At 42.5% G+C, this 22,010-nt stretch carries 21 protein-coding genes, 1 riboswitch and 1 other annotated feature; of the genes, 17 read left to right on the forward strand and 4 right to left on the reverse strand.

Going from position 1 to position 22,010, the window contains the following annotated elements; genetic code table 11:
* Positions 1-4: 4 nt before the first annotated feature.
* From FIV01_RS05985 to FIV01_RS06010, 6 genes are read left to right on the forward strand one after another with little or no spacing between them, the layout of a single operon-like run.
* Positions 5-1,285: an NAD(P)/FAD-dependent oxidoreductase gene (locus FIV01_RS05985; protein WP_152430180.1), complete on the forward strand. Its 1,281-nt coding sequence runs from the start codon at positions 5-7 to the stop codon at positions 1,283-1,285.
* Position 1,286: 1 nt separating this feature from the next.
* Complete coding sequence (locus tag FIV01_RS05990) at positions 1,287-2,066, forward strand: DUF1365 domain-containing protein (protein ID WP_152430181.1); 780 nt, start codon at positions 1,287-1,289, stop codon at positions 2,064-2,066.
* Positions 2,067-2,081: 15 nt separating this feature from the next.
* Complete coding sequence (locus FIV01_RS05995) at positions 2,082-3,329, forward strand: SAM-dependent methyltransferase (RefSeq protein WP_152430182.1); 1,248 nt, start codon at positions 2,082-2,084, stop codon at positions 3,327-3,329.
* A gap of 22 nt (positions 3,330-3,351) precedes the next feature.
* Positions 3,352-3,873: a DUF2878 domain-containing protein gene (locus tag FIV01_RS06000; protein WP_152430183.1), complete on the forward strand. Its 522-nt coding sequence runs from the start codon at positions 3,352-3,354 to the stop codon at positions 3,871-3,873.
* Positions 3,827-4,372, forward strand: a complete 546-nt coding sequence (locus FIV01_RS06005) for a chalcone isomerase family protein (RefSeq protein WP_152430184.1) — start codon at positions 3,827-3,829, stop codon at positions 4,370-4,372. The genes FIV01_RS06000 and FIV01_RS06005 overlap by 47 nt, the downstream gene beginning before the upstream one ends.
* Entirely contained in the window at positions 4,372-4,911 is a 540-nt protein-coding gene (locus FIV01_RS06010; protein ID WP_152430185.1) for a DUF3833 domain-containing protein, read from the forward strand. The genes FIV01_RS06005 and FIV01_RS06010 overlap by 1 nt, the downstream gene beginning before the upstream one ends.
* Positions 4,912-4,982: 71 nt before the next feature.
* On the opposite strand, the gene purB is transcribed toward FIV01_RS06010, so the two are convergent.
* The 3 genes from purB to mnmA form a co-directional block, all read right to left on the reverse strand.
* A complete protein-coding gene (purB, locus tag FIV01_RS06015) occupies positions 4,983-6,353 on the reverse strand; it encodes an adenylosuccinate lyase (RefSeq protein WP_152430186.1) in 1,371 nt (456 codons plus the stop codon).
* A gap of 145 nt (positions 6,354-6,498) precedes the next feature.
* The gene (gene hflD / locus FIV01_RS06020) at positions 6,499-7,116 is read right to left on the reverse strand and encodes a high frequency lysogenization protein HflD (RefSeq protein WP_152430187.1); all 618 of its coding nucleotides are present in this window, start codon (positions 7,114-7,116) and stop codon (positions 6,499-6,501) included.
* An 11-nt stretch (positions 7,117-7,127) separates the two neighbouring features.
* A complete protein-coding gene (gene mnmA, locus FIV01_RS06025; RefSeq protein ID WP_152430188.1) occupies positions 7,128-8,249 on the reverse strand; it encodes a tRNA 2-thiouridine(34) synthase MnmA in 1,122 nt (373 codons plus the stop codon).
* Positions 8,250-8,511: 262 nt separating this feature from the next.
* On the opposite strand from mnmA, the gene FIV01_RS06030 reads away from it, so the two are divergent.
* Complete coding sequence (locus FIV01_RS06030) at positions 8,512-9,816, forward strand: inosine/guanosine kinase (RefSeq protein WP_152430189.1); 1,305 nt, start codon at positions 8,512-8,514, stop codon at positions 9,814-9,816.
* 87 nt (positions 9,817-9,903) lie between these two features.
* Here the strand turns inward: FIV01_RS06030 and FIV01_RS06035 are convergent, their stop codons facing one another.
* Entirely contained in the window at positions 9,904-10,311 is a 408-nt protein-coding gene (locus FIV01_RS06035) for an H-NS family histone-like protein (protein ID WP_152430190.1), read from the reverse strand.
* A gap of 607 nt (positions 10,312-10,918) precedes the next feature.
* Positions 10,919-11,100, forward strand: a riboswitch (Lysine riboswitch).
* 115 nt (positions 11,101-11,215) lie between these two features.
* On the opposite strand from FIV01_RS06035, the gene FIV01_RS06040 reads away from it, so the two are divergent.
* From FIV01_RS06040 to FIV01_RS06085, 10 genes are all read left to right on the forward strand, one after another.
* Positions 11,216-12,817, forward strand: a complete 1,602-nt coding sequence (locus FIV01_RS06040; protein WP_152430191.1) for a Na+/H+ antiporter NhaC family protein — start codon at positions 11,216-11,218, stop codon at positions 12,815-12,817.
* Positions 12,818-12,983: 166 nt separating this feature from the next.
* Positions 12,984-13,115, forward strand: a sequence feature (His leader region).
* A 40-nt stretch (positions 13,116-13,155) separates the two neighbouring features.
* Positions 13,156-14,052, forward strand: a complete 897-nt coding sequence (gene hisG / locus FIV01_RS06045) for an ATP phosphoribosyltransferase (RefSeq protein ID WP_152430192.1) — start codon at positions 13,156-13,158, stop codon at positions 14,050-14,052.
* A 5-nt stretch (positions 14,053-14,057) separates the two neighbouring features.
* Positions 14,058-15,353, forward strand: a complete 1,296-nt coding sequence (gene hisD / locus FIV01_RS06050) for a histidinol dehydrogenase (protein WP_152430193.1) — start codon at positions 14,058-14,060, stop codon at positions 15,351-15,353.
* A 5-nt stretch (positions 15,354-15,358) separates the two neighbouring features.
* Entirely contained in the window at positions 15,359-16,399 is a 1,041-nt protein-coding gene (gene hisC / locus FIV01_RS06055; protein ID WP_152430194.1) for a histidinol-phosphate transaminase, read from the forward strand.
* Between the two features lie 64 nt (positions 16,400-16,463).
* Complete coding sequence (gene hisB, locus FIV01_RS06060) at positions 16,464-17,537, forward strand: bifunctional histidinol-phosphatase/imidazoleglycerol-phosphate dehydratase HisB (RefSeq protein WP_152430195.1); 1,074 nt, start codon at positions 16,464-16,466, stop codon at positions 17,535-17,537.
* A gap of 14 nt (positions 17,538-17,551) precedes the next feature.
* The gene (gene hisH, locus FIV01_RS06065) at positions 17,552-18,166 is read left to right on the forward strand and encodes an imidazole glycerol phosphate synthase subunit HisH (RefSeq protein ID WP_152430196.1); all 615 of its coding nucleotides are present in this window, start codon (positions 17,552-17,554) and stop codon (positions 18,164-18,166) included.
* 12 nt (positions 18,167-18,178) lie between these two features.
* Positions 18,179-18,916: a 1-(5-phosphoribosyl)-5-[(5-phosphoribosylamino)methylideneamino]imidazole-4-carboxamide isomerase gene (hisA, locus tag FIV01_RS06070; RefSeq protein WP_152430197.1), complete on the forward strand. Its 738-nt coding sequence runs from the start codon at positions 18,179-18,181 to the stop codon at positions 18,914-18,916.
* A complete protein-coding gene (gene hisF, locus FIV01_RS06075) occupies positions 18,898-19,671 on the forward strand; it encodes an imidazole glycerol phosphate synthase subunit HisF (protein WP_152430198.1) in 774 nt (257 codons plus the stop codon). The genes hisA and hisF overlap by 19 nt, the downstream gene beginning before the upstream one ends.
* The gene (hisIE, locus tag FIV01_RS06080; protein WP_152430199.1) at positions 19,668-20,303 is read left to right on the forward strand and encodes a bifunctional phosphoribosyl-AMP cyclohydrolase/phosphoribosyl-ATP diphosphatase HisIE; all 636 of its coding nucleotides are present in this window, start codon (positions 19,668-19,670) and stop codon (positions 20,301-20,303) included. Before hisF ends, hisIE begins: the two co-directional genes overlap by 4 nt.
* A 185-nt stretch (positions 20,304-20,488) precedes the next feature.
* A complete protein-coding gene (locus FIV01_RS06085) occupies positions 20,489-22,009 on the forward strand; it encodes an EAL domain-containing protein (protein WP_152430200.1) in 1,521 nt (506 codons plus the stop codon).
* Position 22,010: the final 1 nt, after the last annotated feature.

The following is a 22,010-nucleotide window of genomic DNA, read 5'->3' on the forward strand; positions in this document are numbered from 1 at the left end:
TCACATGAATGTAGCGATAATAGGTTCTGGGATCTCAGGCTTAACATGTGGGTATTATTTACATAAAGAGCATAACGTTACTTTGTTTGAAGCCAATGATTATATTGGTGGTCACACAGCCACGGTCGACGTTCAGTTAGACGGAAAGAGCTACGCTGTTGACACTGGGTTTATCGTTTTTAACGATAGGACTTATCCTAATTTCATCGAATTGATGGACGAAATTGGTGTGAGTGGGATCGCGAGTCAAATGAGTTTTAGTGTGAGAAATGATGCAAATGGGCTTGAATATAATGGTCATACGGTATCGACATTGTTTGCCCAAAAGCGTAATTGGCTAAATCCAAAGTTTTATCGCTTTATTTTTGAAATACTCCAATTTAATAAACAGGTTAAAGCTATTGCGAACCAAAATGAATGCCGAGACATAACATTGGGTGAATTCCTTACAGCTCAGGGATTTAGTCGTTTTTTTTGTGACAACTATATTCTTCCCATGGGCGCTGCAATTTGGTCTTCTACATTGGCCGACATGAGAGCCTTTCCACTCACTTTTTTCTCACGATTCTTTTTAAATCATGGGTTGCTTGATATAACTAATCGTCCTCAATGGTACGTCATAAAAGGTGGATCGCGAGAATATATTGGGCCTTTGACGAAAGGATTTTCGGACAGAATTCGCCTCAACTCACCAGTGGATGGTGTGACTCGGGACCAAGCCGGTGTTACGGTTCATTTTGATGGGCGCAGTGAACGTTTTGACCACGTTATTTTTGCGTGTCATAGCGATCAAGCACTTAAGATGCTAAAAGATGCAAGCTCAGCTGAGCATGCCGTGTTATCTAAATTAGAATATCAAGCCAACGACGTTGTGCTGCATACTGACGAGAGCTTACTACCTGAACGAAAAGCTGCCTGGGCATCTTGGAACTATCGACTGTCTGGCGCCGATGGAGAAGAAAACGCAGCCCCAACGTTGACTTACAATATGAACATATTGCAACACATAGAAGCACCTCAAACCTTTTGTGTCTCCCTAAATAGCAACGAGCAAATAGACCAAAGTAAAGTGCTTAGGCGTTTCGTCTATCACCATCCGGTATTTAATAGTCAATCTATGAAAGCGCAAGCACGTAAAGATGAAATTAATGGCGTTTGTAACACTTGGTTCTGCGGGGCTTACTGGTACAACGGCTTTCATGAAGATGGCGTCAAAAGTGCTCTAGATGTAGTACGAGGGCTCCGAGCTTACAGCACAAGTCACAGATCTAAGGGAGCGGCTTAACATGCCGTCCGCACTGAAAAGTTGTTTGCTTGTGGGTAATGTGAGGCATCGTCGTTTCACACCGATAGAGCATGCACTGGACTATACACTCTTTATGCCGTGTCTGGATCTTGATGAGCTCGAAGGACTTAAAACAAAAATATGGGGCTTTGGTGACCAGTGGTGGCATTGGGCAAGGTTCAAGCGCAGTGACTACTTAGGGACCGGAGACTTGAAACATTCGGTACTTAATAAGGTTGTCGAATTAGGTGGAGAACATCTTAATGGGAGTGTTAAGGCCGTGATTCACCTCAGATATTTTGGTATCTACTTCAGTCCTGTTAATTTTTACTATATTTATGACGATCAGGACTGTTGGCGTTATTTACTTGCTGAGGTAAGTAATACGCCATGGAATGAAAGATATTACTATCTGTTGGATGTATGTAATGAGGATACTTGGGTTCACTCAAAAGCATTTCATGTCTCTCCTTTTAATCCAATTGACCAGGAATATCGATGGAAAATTAAGCCCATGAACCCGAACTTATCTATCCATTTGGAGTGCCATCGTCAGGGCAAACAATTTGATGCTACGATGAAAATGAAACAGCGAACTTTAAGTTCTCGCAGTCTACTTAAGCATTTGATAATTACACCAACACTCGCTGTCAAAATGCTTGTTGGGATTTATTGGCATGCACTAAAGCTTTGGGTTAAAGGTGCCCCCTTTTACTCTCATCCTAAGTATCGGCAGGGTAAAGAAGCTCAACCAACTCATCATAGAAATATCAAAAAATAATTTGGAGCTGACACAATGATTAATTCACAAACGCTATCTCTGCCCAAGGCATTGACACCTTTACAAAAAGCGGCAAGAAACCTTGCATTTTCTTGTTTGCAAAGGCTACAACATGGTTCATTAACTGTCTTAGAGTCGTTTGAATCACGGTCAGATGAAGACTCTACTACACGGTTTGGTGATTTAATTGATGGGGAAACACATGCGGTAATCGAGGTTAAACACCCTGCTTTTTATGCTCGACTTCTCAAAGGAGGAAGCATAGCTGCAGGTGAAGCTTATATGGACGGGTGGTGGGAAAGTAGCGATTTGACATCTCTGATGAAGCTGATGGCACAAAATTTAGCAACGTTAGATTCGATTGAAAAGAAAAGCAGTGTGTTCTCAAAACTTGCCTACCAAGTCGGACACTGGCTCAATCGCAATACGTTGGTTAACTCTGCTAAGAACATACAAGCTCATTATGACTTGAGTAATGAGCTCTATGATACATTTTTAGATCAGGGAATGCTCTACTCATCAGGTATTTATCGAACAGATCAGGACACTTTGGAGCAAGCTCAAATCAACAAAATGGAACGTTTGTGTCAGCAGCTCAATCTTAGTGAAAACGATTCAGTAATTGAAATTGGAACGGGTTGGGGCGCCATGGCTATATACATGGCAGAGCAATATGGTTGCCATGTGACCACAACGACGATCTCGCAGCAACAGTACCTGTATGCAAAGCAAGAGGTAGAAAAAAGAGGGTTAGAAGGCAAGATCACCTTATTGCAGAAAGATTATCGTTTGCTTGAAGGCGAGTTTGACAAGCTAGTATCGATTGAAATGATAGAAGCCGTTGGCAAGCAGTTCTTAAATTCATATCTTGAAAAATGCCAGTCTTTGCTGAAGTCAGGTGGTTTGATGGCTATTCAAGCGATTACCATTGCCGACCAGCGTTACGCCGATTACAGCAACAGCGTCGACTTCATTCAAAAGTACATTTTCCCTGGCGGCTTTTTGCCTTCTATTACGGCACTGACTCAGACCACCACTAAACACACAGATTTGGTACTTAGAGATTTGTTTGATATTGGCCAAGACTATGCTCGAACATTAAGAGACTGGTATACGCGCTTTAATTATGCGGAGAAGCGGGTACGACAGTTGGGGTTCGATGAAAGGTTTATCCGCATGTGGAACTATTACTTTTGCTATTGTGAGGGTGGATTCAGAGCGCGGTCGATCAGTACAGTACACATGACGTTCCAGCGTCCATAGTTCTGAGTATTCGGAGAACAAGATGAAACAGCTACTGATAGCGTCGACATGGTTTCAAGTACTTTGGCTATGCGCTGTTCTTGGTAATTATCAATGGCAGAATCTAACGTTAATTCTGGTGGTTACAACCTTGATTATAACGGCTTTTAAGGGATGGCTACACTGGCGAAACTGGGCCAGTATTTTAGTCGTAGGTTTGATCGTCGATTTTGTAAACATCAAGCTAGGTCTGTTTCAATTTGAGCATCAGGGCTTCCCAATTTGGCTTGCTGCTCTTTGGATGTTGTTTACTTGGTATGTGCACTTTTTACACCCATTTGTGAGCCAATACCCTGCGTTGGTCGTATCAACAATAGGAGGGATCGCCGGAGCACTGAGCTACATGGCGGGAGAGAAGTTTGGCGCAGTCGCGTTTGGATTACCTTTCTTTTCTGTTGTGGTCATTTTGCTGGTTGAGTGGTTCCTTATTATCTGGATGATACTAAGGGTATATGGGTATGAAGTACGCAATGATGATGGTAGCTTATCTAACTCTGACAGCTAGTGCTAAAGCCTCAACGGCCTTGGAAAAATCACCCCATGAGTGGAGTCAATGGTCTAGTGTGGGGCAGGCGCAGTTATCGATGTTATTCTTTGACATTTACAGGTCGCAACTTCTTAGTCCAAATGGTCGGTATATTGTTGGTGATGACATCACTCCACACCCTTTGGCACTTTCGATTACGTACCAAAGAGATATCTCCCAGAAACAACTCGTGAATGCGACTGTTGAACAGTGGGACAAACTGGGTTACGAATCAAGTACAACCAGCCAGTGGGCTCAACGTCTTGAAGCTATTTTCCCAGATATTGAAGAGGGTAACAATTTAACTTATGTGACCGATGGGTATCACGGACGATTTTATTACACACGACCCAACGACAAAGCAGAGTTGATCGGAAAGATAGAAGAAGAAGCATTCAATGACGCGTTTCTGGCCATTTGGCTTTCCCCTCAAACTGAATATCCTAGCTTGAGACGAGATTTGATTGGGGGTTACTAATGCTTAAGCAGGTGAGACGCTTATTTTATACCCTTTTTATGGCTCTGGGCTTAACTGCTTGTAGCGCCGATATTGACGACTACCGAGAGCATGAACCTAACTTCGATCTGTTCGAATATTTCGAGGGAGAATCGACAGCTTGGGGAATGGTGCAAGATTACACCGACCTGCAGACGAGGAGATTTGAAGTAGCTATAGTTGGAACAGTAAAGGGTGACACTCTTACTCTTGTGGAAGACTTTGTGTTTGATGATGGTGAAATGTCACGTCGAGTATGGAGTATAGAGCGTCTTGAGCAAGGTCAGTATCAAGGACGAGCAGACGACATTATTGGAATGGCAAAAGGAACACAAGTTGGAAACGCACTTCGCTGGCAATACGACTTTGCTCTGCAACTAGAGGACTCGACTGTGGTAGTGTCTTTTGACGATTGGTTGTATCGCCAAGATGAAAACCATGTATTCAATTTAACTAAGATAAAGAAATTTGGTATCGAAGTCGGACAAATTACCTTGTTTTTTCAAAAGACAAGTAGGTGAGTAGCTTTATTGTGTAAAAACACAAAAGGACGGCAAACTAGCCGTCCTTTTTTTGGTCAGTGAGAAAGTTTCTATAGCTTATCGGTTAGCTCGATTGCTTGACCTATGTAATTAGCTGGCGTCATTTGTTTTAAACGTTCTTTCTCGTGATCTGGTAATGCTAGTCCTTCGATGAACTGTTTCATTGCTTCGCCATCAACACGTTTCCCGCGAGTGAGTTCCTTTAGTTTTTCATAAGGCTTTTCAATTCCATAGCGGCGCATAACGGTTTGAACAGGTTCTGCAAGCACTTCCCAGTTCTGATCGAGCTCTGCTAGAAGAGCATCACGATTGACTTCTAATTTGCTGATGCCTTTAAGTGTTGACGTGTAAGCAATGATTGCATAACCGACACCAACGCCTAAATTACGTAGGACTGTTGAGTCAGTTAGATCACGTTGCCAGCGAGAGATTGGCAGTTTTTGCGCTAAGTGCGCGAACACTGCATTGGCAAGACCAAGGTTACCCTCTGAGTTTTCAAAATCAATAGGGTTGACTTTATGAGGCATAGTTGAAGACCCAATCTCACCTGCAATGGTTTTTTGCTTGAAATGGCCCAGCGCAATATAACCCCAAATATCTCTATCAAAATCAATCAATATGGTATTGAATCGAGCAATGGCATCGAACAATTCTGCGATGTAATCGTGCGGCTCAATCTGAGTTGTGTATGGATTCCAAGTCACGCCCAGAGATTCAGTGATGAAGTCTTCAGAAAACTGGTGCCAGTTTAACTCTGGATAAGCGGACAAATGGGCATTGTAGTTGCCTACTGCACCATTTATTTTTGCGAGAATTTCGACACTAGCAATTTGCTTATATTGACGCTCCATGCGGTATGCTACATTGGCCATTTCCTTGCCCATAGTTGATGGAGACGCCGGCTGACCATGAGTGCGAGAGAGTAGTGGAATATCTCGATATTCAACAGCAAGAGCTTTGATGGCATCAATGATGTTGCGTATTTCGGGCAGAATCACAGTCTCACGCGCTTCTTTTAGCATCAGTGCATGAGATGTATTGTTGATATCTTCAGAGGTACAAGCAAAATGTAGAAATTCATTAACAGCGTGCAATTCAGGAATGCCAGCCACTTTTTCTTTCAGGAAATACTCTACTGCTTTGACATCATGGTTGGTTGTGCGCTCAATGTCTTTTATTCTACGTGCATCTTGTTCAGAAAAGTTGTCAGCAAGATCGTTTAAAAACTGATTAGCTTCTGCGCTAAAAGCTGGGACTTCTACAATTTCGGCTGTCGCTGCAAGCTTTTGTAACCAACGGATTTCGACGATAGTACGGTATTTAAGTAGACCATATTCACTAAAAATCTCGCGTAAAGCTGTAGTCTTGCTTCCGTATCGGCCGTCTACTGGTGAAACAGCAGTCAATGCTGACAGTTCCATGATGTTCTCCTGAATTGAGTGTCTAAATGTCGTGAGCTTTATACCAATAACTTACACGATTGTCACGCACATTGCGCAAACGTTTGCTGTGGTAGTTTTGTGGATAGAACAGCCAACTCTGAACTAACTAAGTTGGCTATTATGCTTAAATTCTTGCTAGTAGGATTCGAGCTTGTTCAACCATTTTCTTTCGCCCAAAGATTAGGTGTCGCCTTTTACCTCCTACTTGGCGCCATAAAACAGCACTGCGAATACCCGAAAGTAATAAAGCTCTGACCTTGTGCTGGTTGTTTATTTGTTGTAGTACGGATGGTGTTCCTGTTACTTGTATTCTTGGGCCTATTGGACTAATAACGTCGAGATAGATACTTGCGAGATTACTCAGCATTTGTTCCTCTAATAAGTCAAAATGATCAAGCTGTCTGTCAATCATTTGAATTCGGTCTCCTAGTTGAGACATCGCATCTTTACGTCCAGTTAGCTTTCTTTCAAGTGCCATCAAACTGATGATGTAACGAGTAACTTCACTACCCGAAGGGGTACTATCTATCCCTTTAACAATGCATTCTAGCCCGATTTTTAAATTTGACTCTCGACCAAAAACACCCACAGTATTGGCTGGGGAGGTGTTTAAAATTGCTTTTAGCGATGCTTCAAATGCGTAAGAGTCACAGTGCCCGTTTTTCGCTACTTGTTGAACGAGAGCAACAGCTTGGCAAATTCCGGCAAAAGCGATAGTTTGGTCATAAAGTGCATTAGCCACAGACAGTACTCCTAAATACGTTCTTTAATAATACCGCCACCTAAGCACGCCTCACCTTGATAAAAGACAGCGGATTGGCCTGGTGTAACGGCGACTTGAGGATCATCAAATATGACTTTAATGGTGTTGTCGTCGACTGGAATAATGGTACAGGGTATATCGGCTTGGCGATAACGTGTTTTCACAGAACATTGGAAAGGTTCTGTGATTGTTTTGCGATTGACCCAATGCAGTTGTGAGGCAATTAATCCCTGAGATTTTAGTAAAGGGTGATCGGCACCTTGCACGGCAATCAGTACATTTCTCTTGAGGTCTTTATCTGCAACATACCAAGGGTCTTCATTACCGCCGCCACCTTTTTGGCCACCTATATGTAGACCTTTTCTTTGGCCTAGAGTGTGATACATAAGCCCTTGATGTTCCCCGATCACCTTGCCCTCTGGAGTTTCAATTTTTCCCGGTTGTGCTGGAAGATAACGTGAAAGAAAGTCAGTAAACTTACGCTCACCAATAAAGCAAATACCGGTCGAATCTTTTTTCTTAGCGGTAATGAGATCTTGCTCTTCTGCTATTCTTCGCACTTCTGGCTTTTCTAATTCACCAACAGGAAACAGGCTACGAGCCACTTGCTCATTGCTGAGTGTATACAGGAAATAGCTCTGATCTTTATTAGAGTCTAAACCACGAAGCATTTTTACTTCGTCTACATTGTCTGAAAACGTCCGGCGCACGTAATGGCCCATGGCAATGTAGTCTGCATCAAGTACTTCGTCGGCAAACTCTAAAAACGCTTTGAATTTTATTTCCTTGTTGCAGAGGATGTCAGGATTTGGAGTACGTCCAGCTTTATATTCTGATAAAAAGTACTCAAAGACATTGTCCCAATATTCCGCAGCAAAGTTAATTTTATGTAGGTAGATACCCAGCTTGTCACAAACCGCCTGCGCATCTGCTAAGTCTTCGGCTGCTGTACAGTATTCCTCGTTATCATCTTCCTCCCAGTTTTTCATGAACAAGCCTTCTACTTGATAGCCTTGCTGTTTGAGAAGAAAAGCGGAAACGGATGAGTCGACACCGCCGGACATGCCAACGATGACTTTCTTTTTACTGTTGTCAGTATAGTTCTGAGACATTTCAAAACACCACACAAATTAGCTGGAGGCAAATCTTAACAGAAAGCGTTAGCGGGTGACAGTTTCTCGGTTGAAAACACCGTTCATTTCTTAGTTGAGAATTCATGGGGAGCGATAACTTTCGCCAAAGTCAGCCAGTATAATTCGGTGATTTATTATTTTATTAATAAGGCAAACGTTTGCTACAATTGAAAGGTTGCTGCATCTGATCGCACACGGTAGAATCCAAACCCTTTTTCATCCCTTACTCAGAAAATTTGCTATGAAGTTCCCAGGCCAACGAAAATCTAAACATTATTTTCCTGTCCATACACGTGATCCTCTGGTTAGCCAGTCTCAACAAAGTAAGAAGGTATCGAGTACACACATTATTGGTATTGATCAAACTTTGGTAGATATTGAAGCCAAAGTGGACTCGGAACTTATTGAACGATACAAGTTGAGTAAAGGGCACTCATTAGTTATTGATGATGATACAGCAGAAGCTCTTTATAACGAGTTGAAAGAAAACAATTTAATTACTAATGAGTACGCTGGTGGTACCATAGGTAATACTCTTCATAATTATTCAGTCCTTGCCGATGATTGCTCAACACTTTTGGGAGTGATGAGTCAGGATATTAAAATTGGTAGTTATGGTTATCGCTATTTGTGTAATACCTCTAGTCGTATGGATCTTAACTATTTACAAGGTGTTGATGGTGCAATAGGAAGGTGCTTTGCATTAATTTCAGATGATGGTGAGAGGACTTTCGCAATTAGTGAAGGCCAGATGAATCAGCTTCATGCAAATAATATCCCTGAGTCTATTTTCAAAAATGCATCAGCATTAGTGCTGACCTCTTACTTAGTTCGTTGCAAAGATGGTGATCCTATGCCAAATGCAACAATGCAAGCTATTGAGTATGCGAAAAAGTATAGCGTTCCGGTTGTGTTAACTTTGGGGACAAAATATGTTATCCAAAATGACCCTATATTTTGGCAAGCGTTTCTACGAGATCATGTAAGCGTAGTGGCCATGAATGAAGATGAAGCTGAAGCTTTGACGGGTGAGTCTGATCCACTTGTTGCTTCAGACAAAGCATTGGAATGGGTCGATTTGGTATTATGCACGGCAGGACCAGTCGGGTTATTTATGGCTGGTTATACAGAAGACGCTGCTAAACGTCAGACTTCTCTTCCTCTGCTCCCTGGAAGTATTGCTGAATTTAATCGTTATGAATTTAGTCGACCAGCAGAAAAAGCCGCATGTGAAAACCCAATTAAGGTTTATTCTCATATATCGCCTTATATGGGTGGACCAGAAAAAATTAAGAATACAAATGGTGCAGGAGATGCCGCACTCTCTGCTTTATTACATGATATGGCAGCAAATAAACACCATAGAGAAAATGTGCCTAATTCTAGTAAGCATGCTCATACATTTTTGACTTATTCGTCATTTTCACAGGTTTGCAAATATTCTAATCGCGCTAGTTATGAAGTGCTAGTACAACATTCTCCGCGTTTATCGAGAGGGTTACCCGAGAGAGAAGACAGTTTAGAAGAAGCGTACTGGGAACGCTAACCTATTGATGGCAATAAAAAAGCCTCATGAAAATGAGGCTTTTTTATATTATATAATTACATATTTAAAGTTAATTTATATATGTGACTAGATTAGGAAATCATCCAGAGATTTGCCAGCATCTAATTTTTCCTGGATTGCAGAAGGAGTACGACCTTGGCCAGTCCAAGTTTTCTTCTCACCGTTACTGTCTACATACTTGTATTTAGCAGGACGCGGTGCACGTTTAGATTTCTGTTTACCTGCAGACTCTCCAGCCAATGCAGATATAACCATGTTTTTATCTAGCCCTAACTGTTTAATTTGTTCAGCAATATCCGCTAGCTTAGCTTCCTGTGCAGCTTTTTCCGCTAACTCGGCTTCCTCTGCTTCTTTGCGCTCTGAGACAACAGTTGATAGTTTGTCTAGGGCTTCTTCTAGTTGTTCCAGTGTTAGCTCACGAGCAAATGCACGTAGGCTACGAATGTTTAATAAAGTTTTTGTTAGTTCCGACATATAGTTTCTCACTTAATTAAGGAGTCGATGGAATAAATATTAAACCCGTATTATCTGCAATACAATATTTTATAGTTAAATTCTTATAAAAAGTTATTATTTAATGTCTTAACATTAGAATAATGAGACCTTTCTTATTAACTGATTAAAATTTGTTACATAAAATATCGAAGCTTTTGTGATTATGACAATACTTATTGCCAATAAGTTTCATAATAGAGTGATATTTATTTATACAAACACGTTATTTAGTGCTACCCAGTTTGATGATCGTTATCACTGCACTAAAAATTTTCAATAAATTACTTTTTTACACCCTATTCTTCATATTTTTGCCTGAAAAAATATGAAATAGAGACTAATTGCATAATTAACAAAGATGTTTTTCTAATAACATGAATCAATTCATTATTATAGCAGCTATTAATAATATGTTTGAACTATTATAAACTTACTAACAACTTGATATTGAATACACTTGTTATTTCGCTGAGTCTATTGAAATCAAGGCCTAGATAAGTACAATAATGAGCACCTGAAGCGATGCATTGTGATAGTTTTGTTAAATTGTCGTGGTTTTTTGCTAATTTTAGTTTCAAATCCCAATCATCGCGGTAGAGGAGCAGGGCGAATAAGTAGGGCTTGTTGGGGTGATGCCAATGAACAAGTGTGAAAGGTTGTTTTGCCGAAGTAGGTTTCCATATCAAAGGAGCTTGCTGGGGTTGCACCCGAAAGGGGTAACACTGCCATAGTCTATTACTTTTAACACTATGGAGCGCTACTGTAGGGCTAAAGATAGGTAAACTAATATCTTTTGCTTCGTCCGCCACTTATTGTTCTGGAATTAATCCTTCAATCAGTCTGCAGTAGATCTCTAACCATTAATTACTGGTTTTTGAAGATCATGAATTTAATTGATTTTGCATCATCGCCGATATCGCTGTTGCCACCACTAGTGGCTCTTAGCTTGGCAATTATTACTCGACGCGTCCTTTTATCTTTGGGTGTGGGTATTATCTTAGGAGCAGCGCTTCTAAATGACTATTCACTCGGCAATACAGTAGCATACGTTGGCTCGACAGTTTCTAGCGTATTCGTTGAGGATGGCGGTATAAATACTTGGAATATGAGTATTTTAGCCTTCTTAGTCTTACTGGGTATGATGACAGCGCTGCTGACTTTATCTGGTGGTACCCTAGCTTTTGCCGAATGGGCTCAGTCCAGAGTCAAAAGTAAACGCGGTTCAAAACTATTAGCTGCTTTCTTAGGCGTATTTATTTTTGTTGATGACTACTTTAATAGCCTCGCGGTGGGAGCTATTTCTCGGCCTGTTACAGATAGATTTTACGTTTCTCGAGCAAAATTAGCTTATATTCTTGACTCTACCGCGGCTCCGATGTGTGTGATTATGCCTGCATCAAGCTGGGGCGCTTACATTATCACGATTATAGGTGGTATCTTGGTCTCACACGGGATTACCGAATATTCCGCCTTAGGCGCATATGTCCGTTTGATACCAATGAATTTTTATGCGGTATTTGCTCTGTTGATGGTGTTCGCCGTTGCTTGGTTTGGACTTGATGTCGGAAAAATGCGCAAACACGAGATAGCGGCATCTCAAGGCCATGGTTTCGGGCAACAAGAAGCAGAAGACACTCAACAAGCTCATGATATAAACGAAGAACTCGATATTACTCAAAGCGATAAAGGTAAAGTATCTGATCTAGTTCTACCTATTGTTTTTCTTATCGCTGCGACCGTTGCATCTATGCTCTACACAGGAGGACAGTCTTTAAGTGCTGATAGTAAGCCTTTTACTTTACTTGGTGCATTTGAAAATACTGATGTTGGAACATCACTGGTTTATGGTGGTCTTGTCGGACTCGCTTTGGCATTAATCACGGTTATAAAGCAAGGTATAGCCGTAGGTGAGATTTCTCGTACGCTTTGGATCGGCGCTAAGTCTATGTTTGGTGCGATCCTAATCCTAATATTCGCTTGGACAATCGGCTCTATTATCGGTGATATGAATACCGGTAAATATTTGTCGACTCTCGCACAAGGTAATATTGGTGTCCATTGGCTTCCTGTTATTCTTTTCCTTCTCGCAGGTCTTATGGCGTTTTCAACCGGAACATCATGGGGCACTTTTGGTATCATGTTACCTATTGCTGGTGATATGGCCGCTGCGACAGAAATTGGTTTAATGCTACCTATGCTCAGTGCTGTGCTTGCTGGTTCAGTTTTTGGTGATCACTGCTCTCCGATATCTGATACCACGATATTGTCATCAACAGGTGCGCGTTGTGATCACATCGATCATGTGTCTACACAGTTGCCATATGCGCTTTCAGTCGCTGCTGTATCATGCGTTGGTTTCATTTCGCTTGGAATGACAGCATCGATTAGCATTTCATTTTTAGCGTCTTTTGTGACTTTTATTGCTGTGTGTGTTTTGCTCTCTTCTTTGTCTAAAACTAAGATGGCGAGTTGCCCAGACGCATAATTGAACTTAAAGTTTTTAAGGGAGCAAATGCTCCCTTTTTATTTGTATAAGACAAATTCAAAAAATCTTTAATTTTTAGTTGAAAAATAAATCATCCTTGGGTAGGGTGGTTGTTAAGCAAGCCAACTGAACAATATATAAGTATGCGTAATTTTATAATGAACATTCATCACCATCATCACCCAGACTAGTCTTTCGGGAGATGTGCGCATACCCGGGAGGCAAGAAGCTCCCGGAGGAATAAATCGCTAATACAAGATTTCAACCCTCGGGAGATAACTCCCGAGGGTTTTTTGATTTTTACGATTTAAGATTTGATTAGTACAGGGAAACAAGTAATGACAACACAACGTTTGAGAATAGCGATTCAGAAAAAAGGTCGTTTGAGCAGAGAATGCCAAGAGCTACTTAAAAAGTGCGGTGTTAAGTTCAATATCATGGGAGAGCGTCTGGTTGTCCACTCTTTGAATATGCCAATCGACCTTTTGCTTGTTCGTGATGATGACATCCCCGGCTTAATTATGGATGGTGTCGTAGACCTTGGCTTTATTGGCGAGAATGAACTAGAGGAGGTTCGTTTAGATCGACGAGCACTTGGCGAACCATGTGAATTTATCCCACTTCGCCGACTAGATTTTGGTGGTTGCCGCCTCTCTATCGCAATCGATAAAGATGAAGAATACAGCGGCCCTCACGATCTGGCAGGTAAGCGTATTGCGACCACCTACCCACAACTTCTTAAGGCCTATATGGATAAGCAAGGCGTTCCATTTTCTACCTGCATGTTAACCGGATCGGTCGAGGTTGCACCGCGAGCAGGTTTAGCCGATGCGATTGCTGATCTTGTCTCAACAGGTGCAACGTTAGAAGCTAATGGGCTAAAGGAAGCGGCGGTAATTTTTGAGTCCAAAGCCACTTTAATTCAGCGTGTGGGGGATTTTGAATCAGATAAGACGGCTTTGATCGAAAAACTTCTCACGCGAATGCAAGGGGTTCAACAAGCCAAAGAATCAAAATATATCATGCTACATGCACCAGTAAGCCGGCTAGAGCAGGTAAAAGCCTTACTTCCGGGCGCTGAGGACCCAACCGTTCTTCCTCTCTCATCCGATAAAGAAAAAGTTGCGATTCACTTAGTGAGCACGGAAAACCTGTTCTGGGAAACGATGGAGCAGCTCAAAGAGCTGGGCGCCAGCTCAATCCTTGTTCTGCCAATTGAAAAAATGATGGGGTAGTTACAATGAAAACCGTTGTCTGGGAATCTTTAAGCCAAGTACAGCAAGATTCTATTTTGAAGCGTCCTGCCATGCAAGATGGAGCGAGCATTACTGCTGCTATATCAAATGTTATTGAACAAGTTAAGGCTGACGGTGATAAGGCTTTATTTTCCCTTACCGAACAATTTGACCGTATTAAACCTGAATCAATACGAGTCGCTTCTCAAGATATTGAACAAGCCTCGCAACGCTTATCCTCTCGAATGAAAGATGCACTGGAACAGGCTTACTCAAATATTTCCAAGTTTCATACCGCGCAAAAACCACAGCCAATTAAAGTAGAAACCCAACCAGGAGTGGTATGCGAACAAGTTTCACGCCCGATCCAGAGAGTCGGTTTGTACATACCTGGTGGGAGCGCGCCATTACCTTCAACGGTATTGATGCTGGGCGTTCCAGCTAAGATTGCTGGTTGTCGTAAAGTGGTGCTGTGCTCTCCGCCACCGATTGCTGATGAGATCCTTTATGTCGCCAAACTTTGCGGCATTGATGAGGTTTACAATGTGGGTGGTGGCCAAGCTATCGCGGCCATGGCATACGGTACGGAGACAGTCTCAAAAGTCGATAAAATTTTTGGTCCGGGTAATGCGTATGTGACAGAAGCTAAACGTCAAGTGAGTAATGATTTTCGCGGAGCGTCAATTGATATGCCAGCAGGGCCGTCAGAGGTGCTTGTTATCGCGGACGAAAGTGCTGATGCAGACTTTATTGCGGCAGACTTATTGAGCCAGGCAGAGCATGGACCCGATTCCCAGGTAGTGCTTGTAACACCATCGCCAATTATTGCCGATCAAGTTACAGATGCAATTAGGCGTCAACTGACAGATTTACCTCGTGCTGAAATTGCAGAACAAGCGCTCGCGTCTAGCCTAGTGATTATCGCGGAGTCTTTAACTCAAGCTGTGTCAATCTCCAATTACTACGGTCCCGAGCATTTAATCGTTCAGACTAAAAATCCTCGCGAGCTTCTTCCTTTGCTTGATAACGCGGGTTCGATATTTCTTGGTGACTGGTCCCCAGAATCGGCAGGTGACTATGCGTCTGGAACCAATCATGTACTTCCCACTTATGGCTACACCCGCACACACTCGAGTCTCGGATTATCGGACTTTTCTAAGCGTATGACAGTACAGGAGCTATCCGCTGAAGGCTTGAAAAATCTCGCCCCTACTGTGATAACCATGGCAGAGGCGGAAGGCTTAGATGCTCATAAACGTGCAGTGACTATTCGAGTCGAAAAATTGAAATCTAAAGGATAATCACAGTGGAAAAGTTAGCAAGAAAACAAGTCCAAACTCTTACTCCCTATATGTCTGCTCGCAGAATAGGGGGAAGTGGTGATGTGTGGCTCAATGCCAACGAGTCACCATTCAATAACGAATATAAAACCGATTTTGCACGTCTTAATCGCTATAGTGAGTGTCAGCCTAACGAGCTCATTTCTGCCTATGCCGCTTATGCTGGGGTTAGGCCTGAACAGACCATCACCACTCGTGGAGCCGATGAAGGGATCGAGCTGCTAATGCGCGCATTTTGTGAACCAAGAGAAGATGCGATTTTATACTGTCCACCGACATACGGTATGTACTCAATCAGTGCTGAAACCATGGGAGTTAAGCAAAAAGTAGTGCCATTAACACAAGATTGGCAACTCGATTTAACCAAAATCGAAGCTAATTTAGATAAGGTAAAACTGATTTTTATTTGCTCTCCAAACAACCCGACTGGGAACTTAGTTAAGCGTGAAGACATAGTCGCACTTCTTGAGATGACTAAAGAGCGTGCCATTGTTGTCATGGATGAGGCCTACATTGATTTTTGTCCAGAAGCTTCAACGGTTGATTTGCTGTCTCAATACTCAAATCTGGCCATTTTACGCACCTTATCCAAGGCGTTTGCTCTTGCTGGACTGCGCTGTGGGTTTACCTTAGCAAATCAAGACCTAATCAAGGTGCTGCTCAAAGTTATTGCGCCATACCCAGTTCCAGTTCCTGTTTCCGAAATCGCCACACAAGCACTGTCTGAAGCGGGCTTAGCACGAACTAAATTCCAAGTGCTGGATTTAAATGCCAACCGCGCTTATTTGCAAGTTGGCTTATCTATGATCTCGGGCCTAGAGGTTTTTGAAGGCTGGGGTAACTATTTATTGGTTAAGTTTCCCGATGGCGACGCCCTATTCAAAGCGGCATGGGACACAGGTGTTATTTTACGCAATTCACCGATTGAGAACTGCGTGCGCATCAGTGTTGGTAACCGTGACGAGTGTGAAAAAACGCTCGGTTTTATAAGAAATTACTACTCATAGTTAGTGTAAAAATAAAGTGCGTTGACTAAAGGTGAGCGCTAAAAATTGCAATAAGGAAATTCGAGTGAGCAAACAACAAAAAATCCTTTTTATCGACCGTGATGGAACCTTGATAGTTGAACCACCAACTGATTTTCAGGTAGATAGATTAGACAAACTCAAGTTAGAGCCCTTTGTCATCCCAAGTTTATTGTCCTTGCAAGAGGCGGGGTATCGTCTTGTTATGGTCACCAACCAAGATGGGTTGGGGACAGACAGTTACCCACAAGAAGATTTCGATGGGCCACATATTATGATGATGGACATCTTCGAATCTCAAGGGGTTAAGTTCGATGATGTGCTGATTTGCCCACACTTTGAACAAGACAACTGTTCATGTCGAAAACCTAAACTGGGTCTTGTTAAAGAATATCTCAGAGCAGGCAAGGTTGATTTTCAGAACTCAGTTGTTATCGGTGATCGTCAGACGGATCTGCAATTAGCAGAAAATATGGCCATCAGAGGTATTCAATACAATCCACAGACAATGGGCTGGCAGCAGGTTGTCAACGACTTAACCATCAAAGCTCGCGTTGCAGAAGTAGTGCGCACCACCAAAGAAACAGATATCAAAGTTTCGGTGAATCTTGATCAGCAAGGAAGCAATGATATTTCAACCGGACTAGGCTTTTTTGATCACATGCTGGATCAAATTGCGACGCACGGCGGGTTTCAGATGGTGTGTAAAGTCGATGGTGATTTGCATATTGACGATCACCATACAGTAGAAGATACGGCTTTAGCTTTGGGGCAAGCACTAAAAGAGGCTTTGGGTGATAAACGTGGCATTGGTCGATTTGGCTTCAGTTTACCCATGGATGAGTGCTTGGCGCAATGCGCGTTGGACTTGTCTGGCCGCCCTTACCTGAAGTTCGATGCAAAGTTTAACCGTGAACAAGTAGGAGATTTATCCACTGAAATGGTCGGACACTTTTTCAGATCGTTAACAGACACTCTAGCTTGTACGCTACACCTTTCTTCATCTGGCGATAACGACCACCACATTGTTGAAAGTCTGTTTAAAGCTTTTGGCCGCACAGTTCGTCAAGCGATTAAAGTTGAAGGTACTGAGTTACCTAGTAGTAAAGGCGTACTTTGAAGGAGAACCATGCAGTGAAAGAACAGAAAGTGGTTATTATCGATACAGGTTGTGCCAACGTGTCATCGGTAAAGTTTGCCATCGAACGTCTGGGTTACACAGTGACTATTTCAAGTGATCCTCAGGTTGTACTATCGGCTGATAAATTGTTTTTACCCGGTGTAGGCACCGCAAGTGAAGCGATGAAAAACCTTCAACAACGCGATCTTATCCGCTTGGTTAAACAAGTCGACAAGCCGCTTCTGGGTATCTGTTTAGGGATGCAACTTTTGGCTAAGGCCTCTCAAGAAAAAGGCCGGAACGCAGAGGAGTTTGTTGAGTGTCTTGGGCTTTGTGATAGCGAGGTGATTCGGCTTGAAGCAGTCGATTTTCCCTTACCTCATATGGGCTGGAATACAGTGTCTGCTAAAACAGGTCATCCCTTATTTAAAGGTATTGAAGAAGGGGAACACTTCTACTTTGTACATAGTTTTGCAATGCCAGTCGGTAGCGACACGATTGCTGAATGTGAATATGGCAGCCCTTTTACAGCCGCAGTTCAAAGTGGTAACTATTATGGTGTCCAGTTTCACCCTGAACGCTCGTCGAAAGCAGGGGCCAAGCTTATTCAAAACTTCTTAGAACTTTAAAAGGGATTGATTGTGATTATTCCAGCTCTTGATTTAATCGAAGGACAGGTGGTTCGCCTTTATCAAGGTGATTATGGTCGAGTGACCGAATACAAAGTTGATCCAGTGGAGCAATTTAACTTATACCACCAAGCGGGTGCAAATTGGCTTCACCTAGTAGATCTGACTGGCGCAAAAGATACGGCTGCGCGTCAGCTTGATTTGATTGCGAAACTGCTCTCAAGTACTCCAGCAAATATTCAAATTGGTGGCGGTGTTCGTACCGAGCAAGATGTAGTGGATTTACTAGAGGCAGGAGCGCAGCGCGTTGTCGTCGGTTCTACGGCAGTTAAACAACCTGAACTGGTAAAAGGTTGGATGGAAAACTACGGCGCTGAAAAAATCGTTCTCGCTTTGGATATCAATATCGACCGAAATGGAGTACGTAAAGTAGCCGTTTCCGGCTGGCAAGAAGACTCAGGCGTAACCATTGAGGCGCTTATTGAAGACTTCTTAAAGGTGGGCTTAAAGCATGTTCTGTGTACCGATATTTCACGTGATGGCACTTTGCAAGGCTCCAACGTTGAGCTTTATGTGGATTTATGTAAACAGTATCCGCAGGTACAGTTTCAATCTTCAGGGGGAATAGGTTCACTTGCTGATATTGAAGCCTTGAAAGGCTGTGGTGTTGCAGGCGTGATTGTTGGCCGTGCGTTGCTTGATGGTAAGTTTACAACAGAGGAGGCATTTGCATGCTGGCAAAGCGAATAATCCCATGCCTTGATGTCCGTGATGGGCAGGTTGTCAAAGGTGTTCAGTTTCGTAACCATGAGATCATTGGCGACATTGTGCCTTTGGCAAAACGATACGCTGAAGAAGGAGCGGACGAGTTGGTGTTTTACGATATCACCGCTTCAAGTGATGGCCGTGTAGTAGACAAGAGCTGGGTGGCGAGAGTTGCTGAAGTGATTGATATCCCTTTCTGTGTCGCTGGTGGTATTAAGTCGTCGCAAGATGCCTCGAGAATATTAGAGTTTGGTGCTGATAAAGTTTCCATCAACTCTCCTGCATTAGCAAAGCCGGAACTGATTACTGAACTGGCGGATAAGTTTGGTGTTCAGTGCATCGTGGTCGGTATTGACTCGTATTTTGATCAAACCTCGGGCAGATATCAGGTTTATCAGTTTACCGGCGACGAGCAACGAACAAAGGCCACGCAGTGGGAAACTCATGATTGGGTCCAAGAAGTTCAAAAGCGAGGAGCAGGAGAAATCGTACTCAATATGATGAACCAAGATGGTGTGCGAAATGGATACGATATAGAGCAACTCAACATGGTGCGTCAGGTGTGTAATGTGCCGCTTATTGCTTCTGGTGGGGCCGGGGCAATGGATCACTTTGCTGCGGCCTATTTAGAAGCGAAGGTAGATGGTGCCTTAGCCGCTTCTGTTTTTCATAAACAAGTAATTAATATTGGTGAATTGAAACAGTATTTAAAACAACGGGGTATTGAGGTACGGATATGACGTTCAAAGTGGAAGAAGCCAGTTTGTTAATCGAGCGAATCAACTGGAGTAAAGTCGACGGACTTGTGCCTGCTATCATACAGGACTTTCGTTCCAGCCAAGTACTTATGATGGGATACATGAATCAGGAGGCGCTGGCTAAAACGGCTGAAACAGGCAAGGTAACGTTTTTCTCCCGAACGAAGGAGCGCCTTTGGACTAAAGGTGAGGCATCGGGCAATGCGTTACAGCTGATTAATATGTCCTTAGATTGTGATAACGACACCCTGCTGGTTAAAGTTGAACCTATTGGCCCTACATGTCATTTAGGCAACACCTCCTGTTGGGATGTTGATCCTCAAGAGGAGTCACAAATGGTATGGCTTAGCCAGCTGGAACGCTTGCTTGAAGCGAGAAAAAATGCGGATCCTGAATCTTCCTATACGGCAAGCCTTTATGCTAAAGGAACTAAGCGTATTTCCCAAAAAGTGGGTGAAGAAGGGGTTGAGGTTGCGTTAGCTGCGACATCAGGAGATAAGTCTGAGTTGGTCTGTGAATCTGCAGATTTGGTGTATCACCTTATGGTATTACTTCAGGATCAGGGCCTCTCAATGAACGATGTCATTAACAAATTAAAGCAGCGTCATGGTTAACGGTGTTTTTACCTAACTTTCACTCTAGACTTGTTTTTCTGTGACTTAAGCTATTTACCTTCTGCCTGTGCAACATGTGGGTAAGGGGTAAATAGCAACTTATTTAGTTCTATTTTTAACTGATATTTATAATACTAACCAATCAACGCCTATAATTGCCTTAACTGATTATCGAGAAAGAGATAATGATCAACTTCTTTAGGGCAGCCCCACTTTTGACACGATTTGTTCTCACTTCTGTTGCATTCTTACTACCTGTTGTTCTTGGTACTATTCTTTTATTTTTTTTGGCACAGGACAGCCTACAGCGTGAAACCAATCGTTCGCTCCAATCTGGCGTTGTATTACTTGATAGACTTTTGTGGAATGCGGACGCTGCCGCTCAAAGAGCATATCCGTATACTCATGGACAGTGCGATGAGGTTTTGCCTTATATTCGAGACTTAGTTGTCATCATCCCCGATGTTAGGATGATAACTTTGATTAAAGATGGACGAATATATTGCAGTTCGTTACTTGGAAAAGTTGACTCTCCGTTACCCGATTATAGGCTGGTTGATAACTCTTTAGTCCTTATACCAAGCTCCCCTATTAATCCAAAGGAGCCTGCTGTTAGTTTTGTAATGACTCACGGCAATGTGAGTGTTGCTTCTTCTGTTGCTGGCTATTACCTGAAAAATATTTTGACCTTGACTAGCCAAGAAAGATTGATTCACTTACAAATTGGCGACTCTTGGATAGATAAAACAGGTAAAGTCAGTACAAGCCCGATAAAAAGCACCTTAGTAGTCAACTCCAAACACTATCCATACTCCTTGAGTGTATGGCTATCGCATGACGATTATTTGGACTTTATGGTATCTCATAAGCAGACAGCAATGGCTATTTTGATACTCTTTTGCGCAGTAATCGCTTGGTATACCTATTGGGTTACTGGAAAACCCGAATCTATGAAGGACAAGATAGAGCGAGCTATTCATAACAAAGAGTTTGTCCCTTATATTCAGCCCTACGTTGACAGCCAATACAGGGTTGTCGGTGCGGAAGTCTTAATGCGGTGGGATGACCCACAAGAAGGCCTTGTCCGCCCTGACTTTTTCATCCCTCTAGCGGAAGAGACCGGCCTAATCATACCAATGACTCAATCAATTATGACTCAGGTGAGCGATCAGATTTCGCCTCATCAAAAGTTATTGAGCGATAATTTTACAATATCATTTAATATCTCAGCTAAGCACTGCGTGAATTCTGATCTCTTGGCCGATAGCCTAAGGTTTCTTAACGCCTTTTCACAAAACCAAGTTCGTTTATGCTTGGAGCTGACAGAGCGAGAATTAATCGAAAATACGCAGGAAGCTAGCAACTTATTTAGTGCTTTGCATGATAACAAGATTCAGTTAGCGATAGATGATTTTGGCACTGGACATTCGAGTTTGAAGTATTTGCATCAGTTCCGCTTCGACGTATTGAAAATCGACCAAAGTTTCATTCGCATGATAGGCACAAACTCAGTGTCTGCGCATATCGTTGAAAACTTGTTGGATCTCGCCTCAAGACTTGGGATGAAAACCGTAGCCGAAGGTGTCGAAACCCTTGAACAAGTTGAATATCTTACAGCTCGCAACATTCATTGTTTACAAGGCTATTATTTTGCCAAGCCAATGCCTATCAAAGATTTTATCCAATTTATTCAACAGTCCGGCTAAT

Origin of the sequence: Vibrio aquimaris (assembly GCF_009363415.1) — a bacterium.
Lineage (GTDB): Bacteria > Pseudomonadota > Gammaproteobacteria > Enterobacterales > Vibrionaceae > Vibrio > Vibrio aquimaris.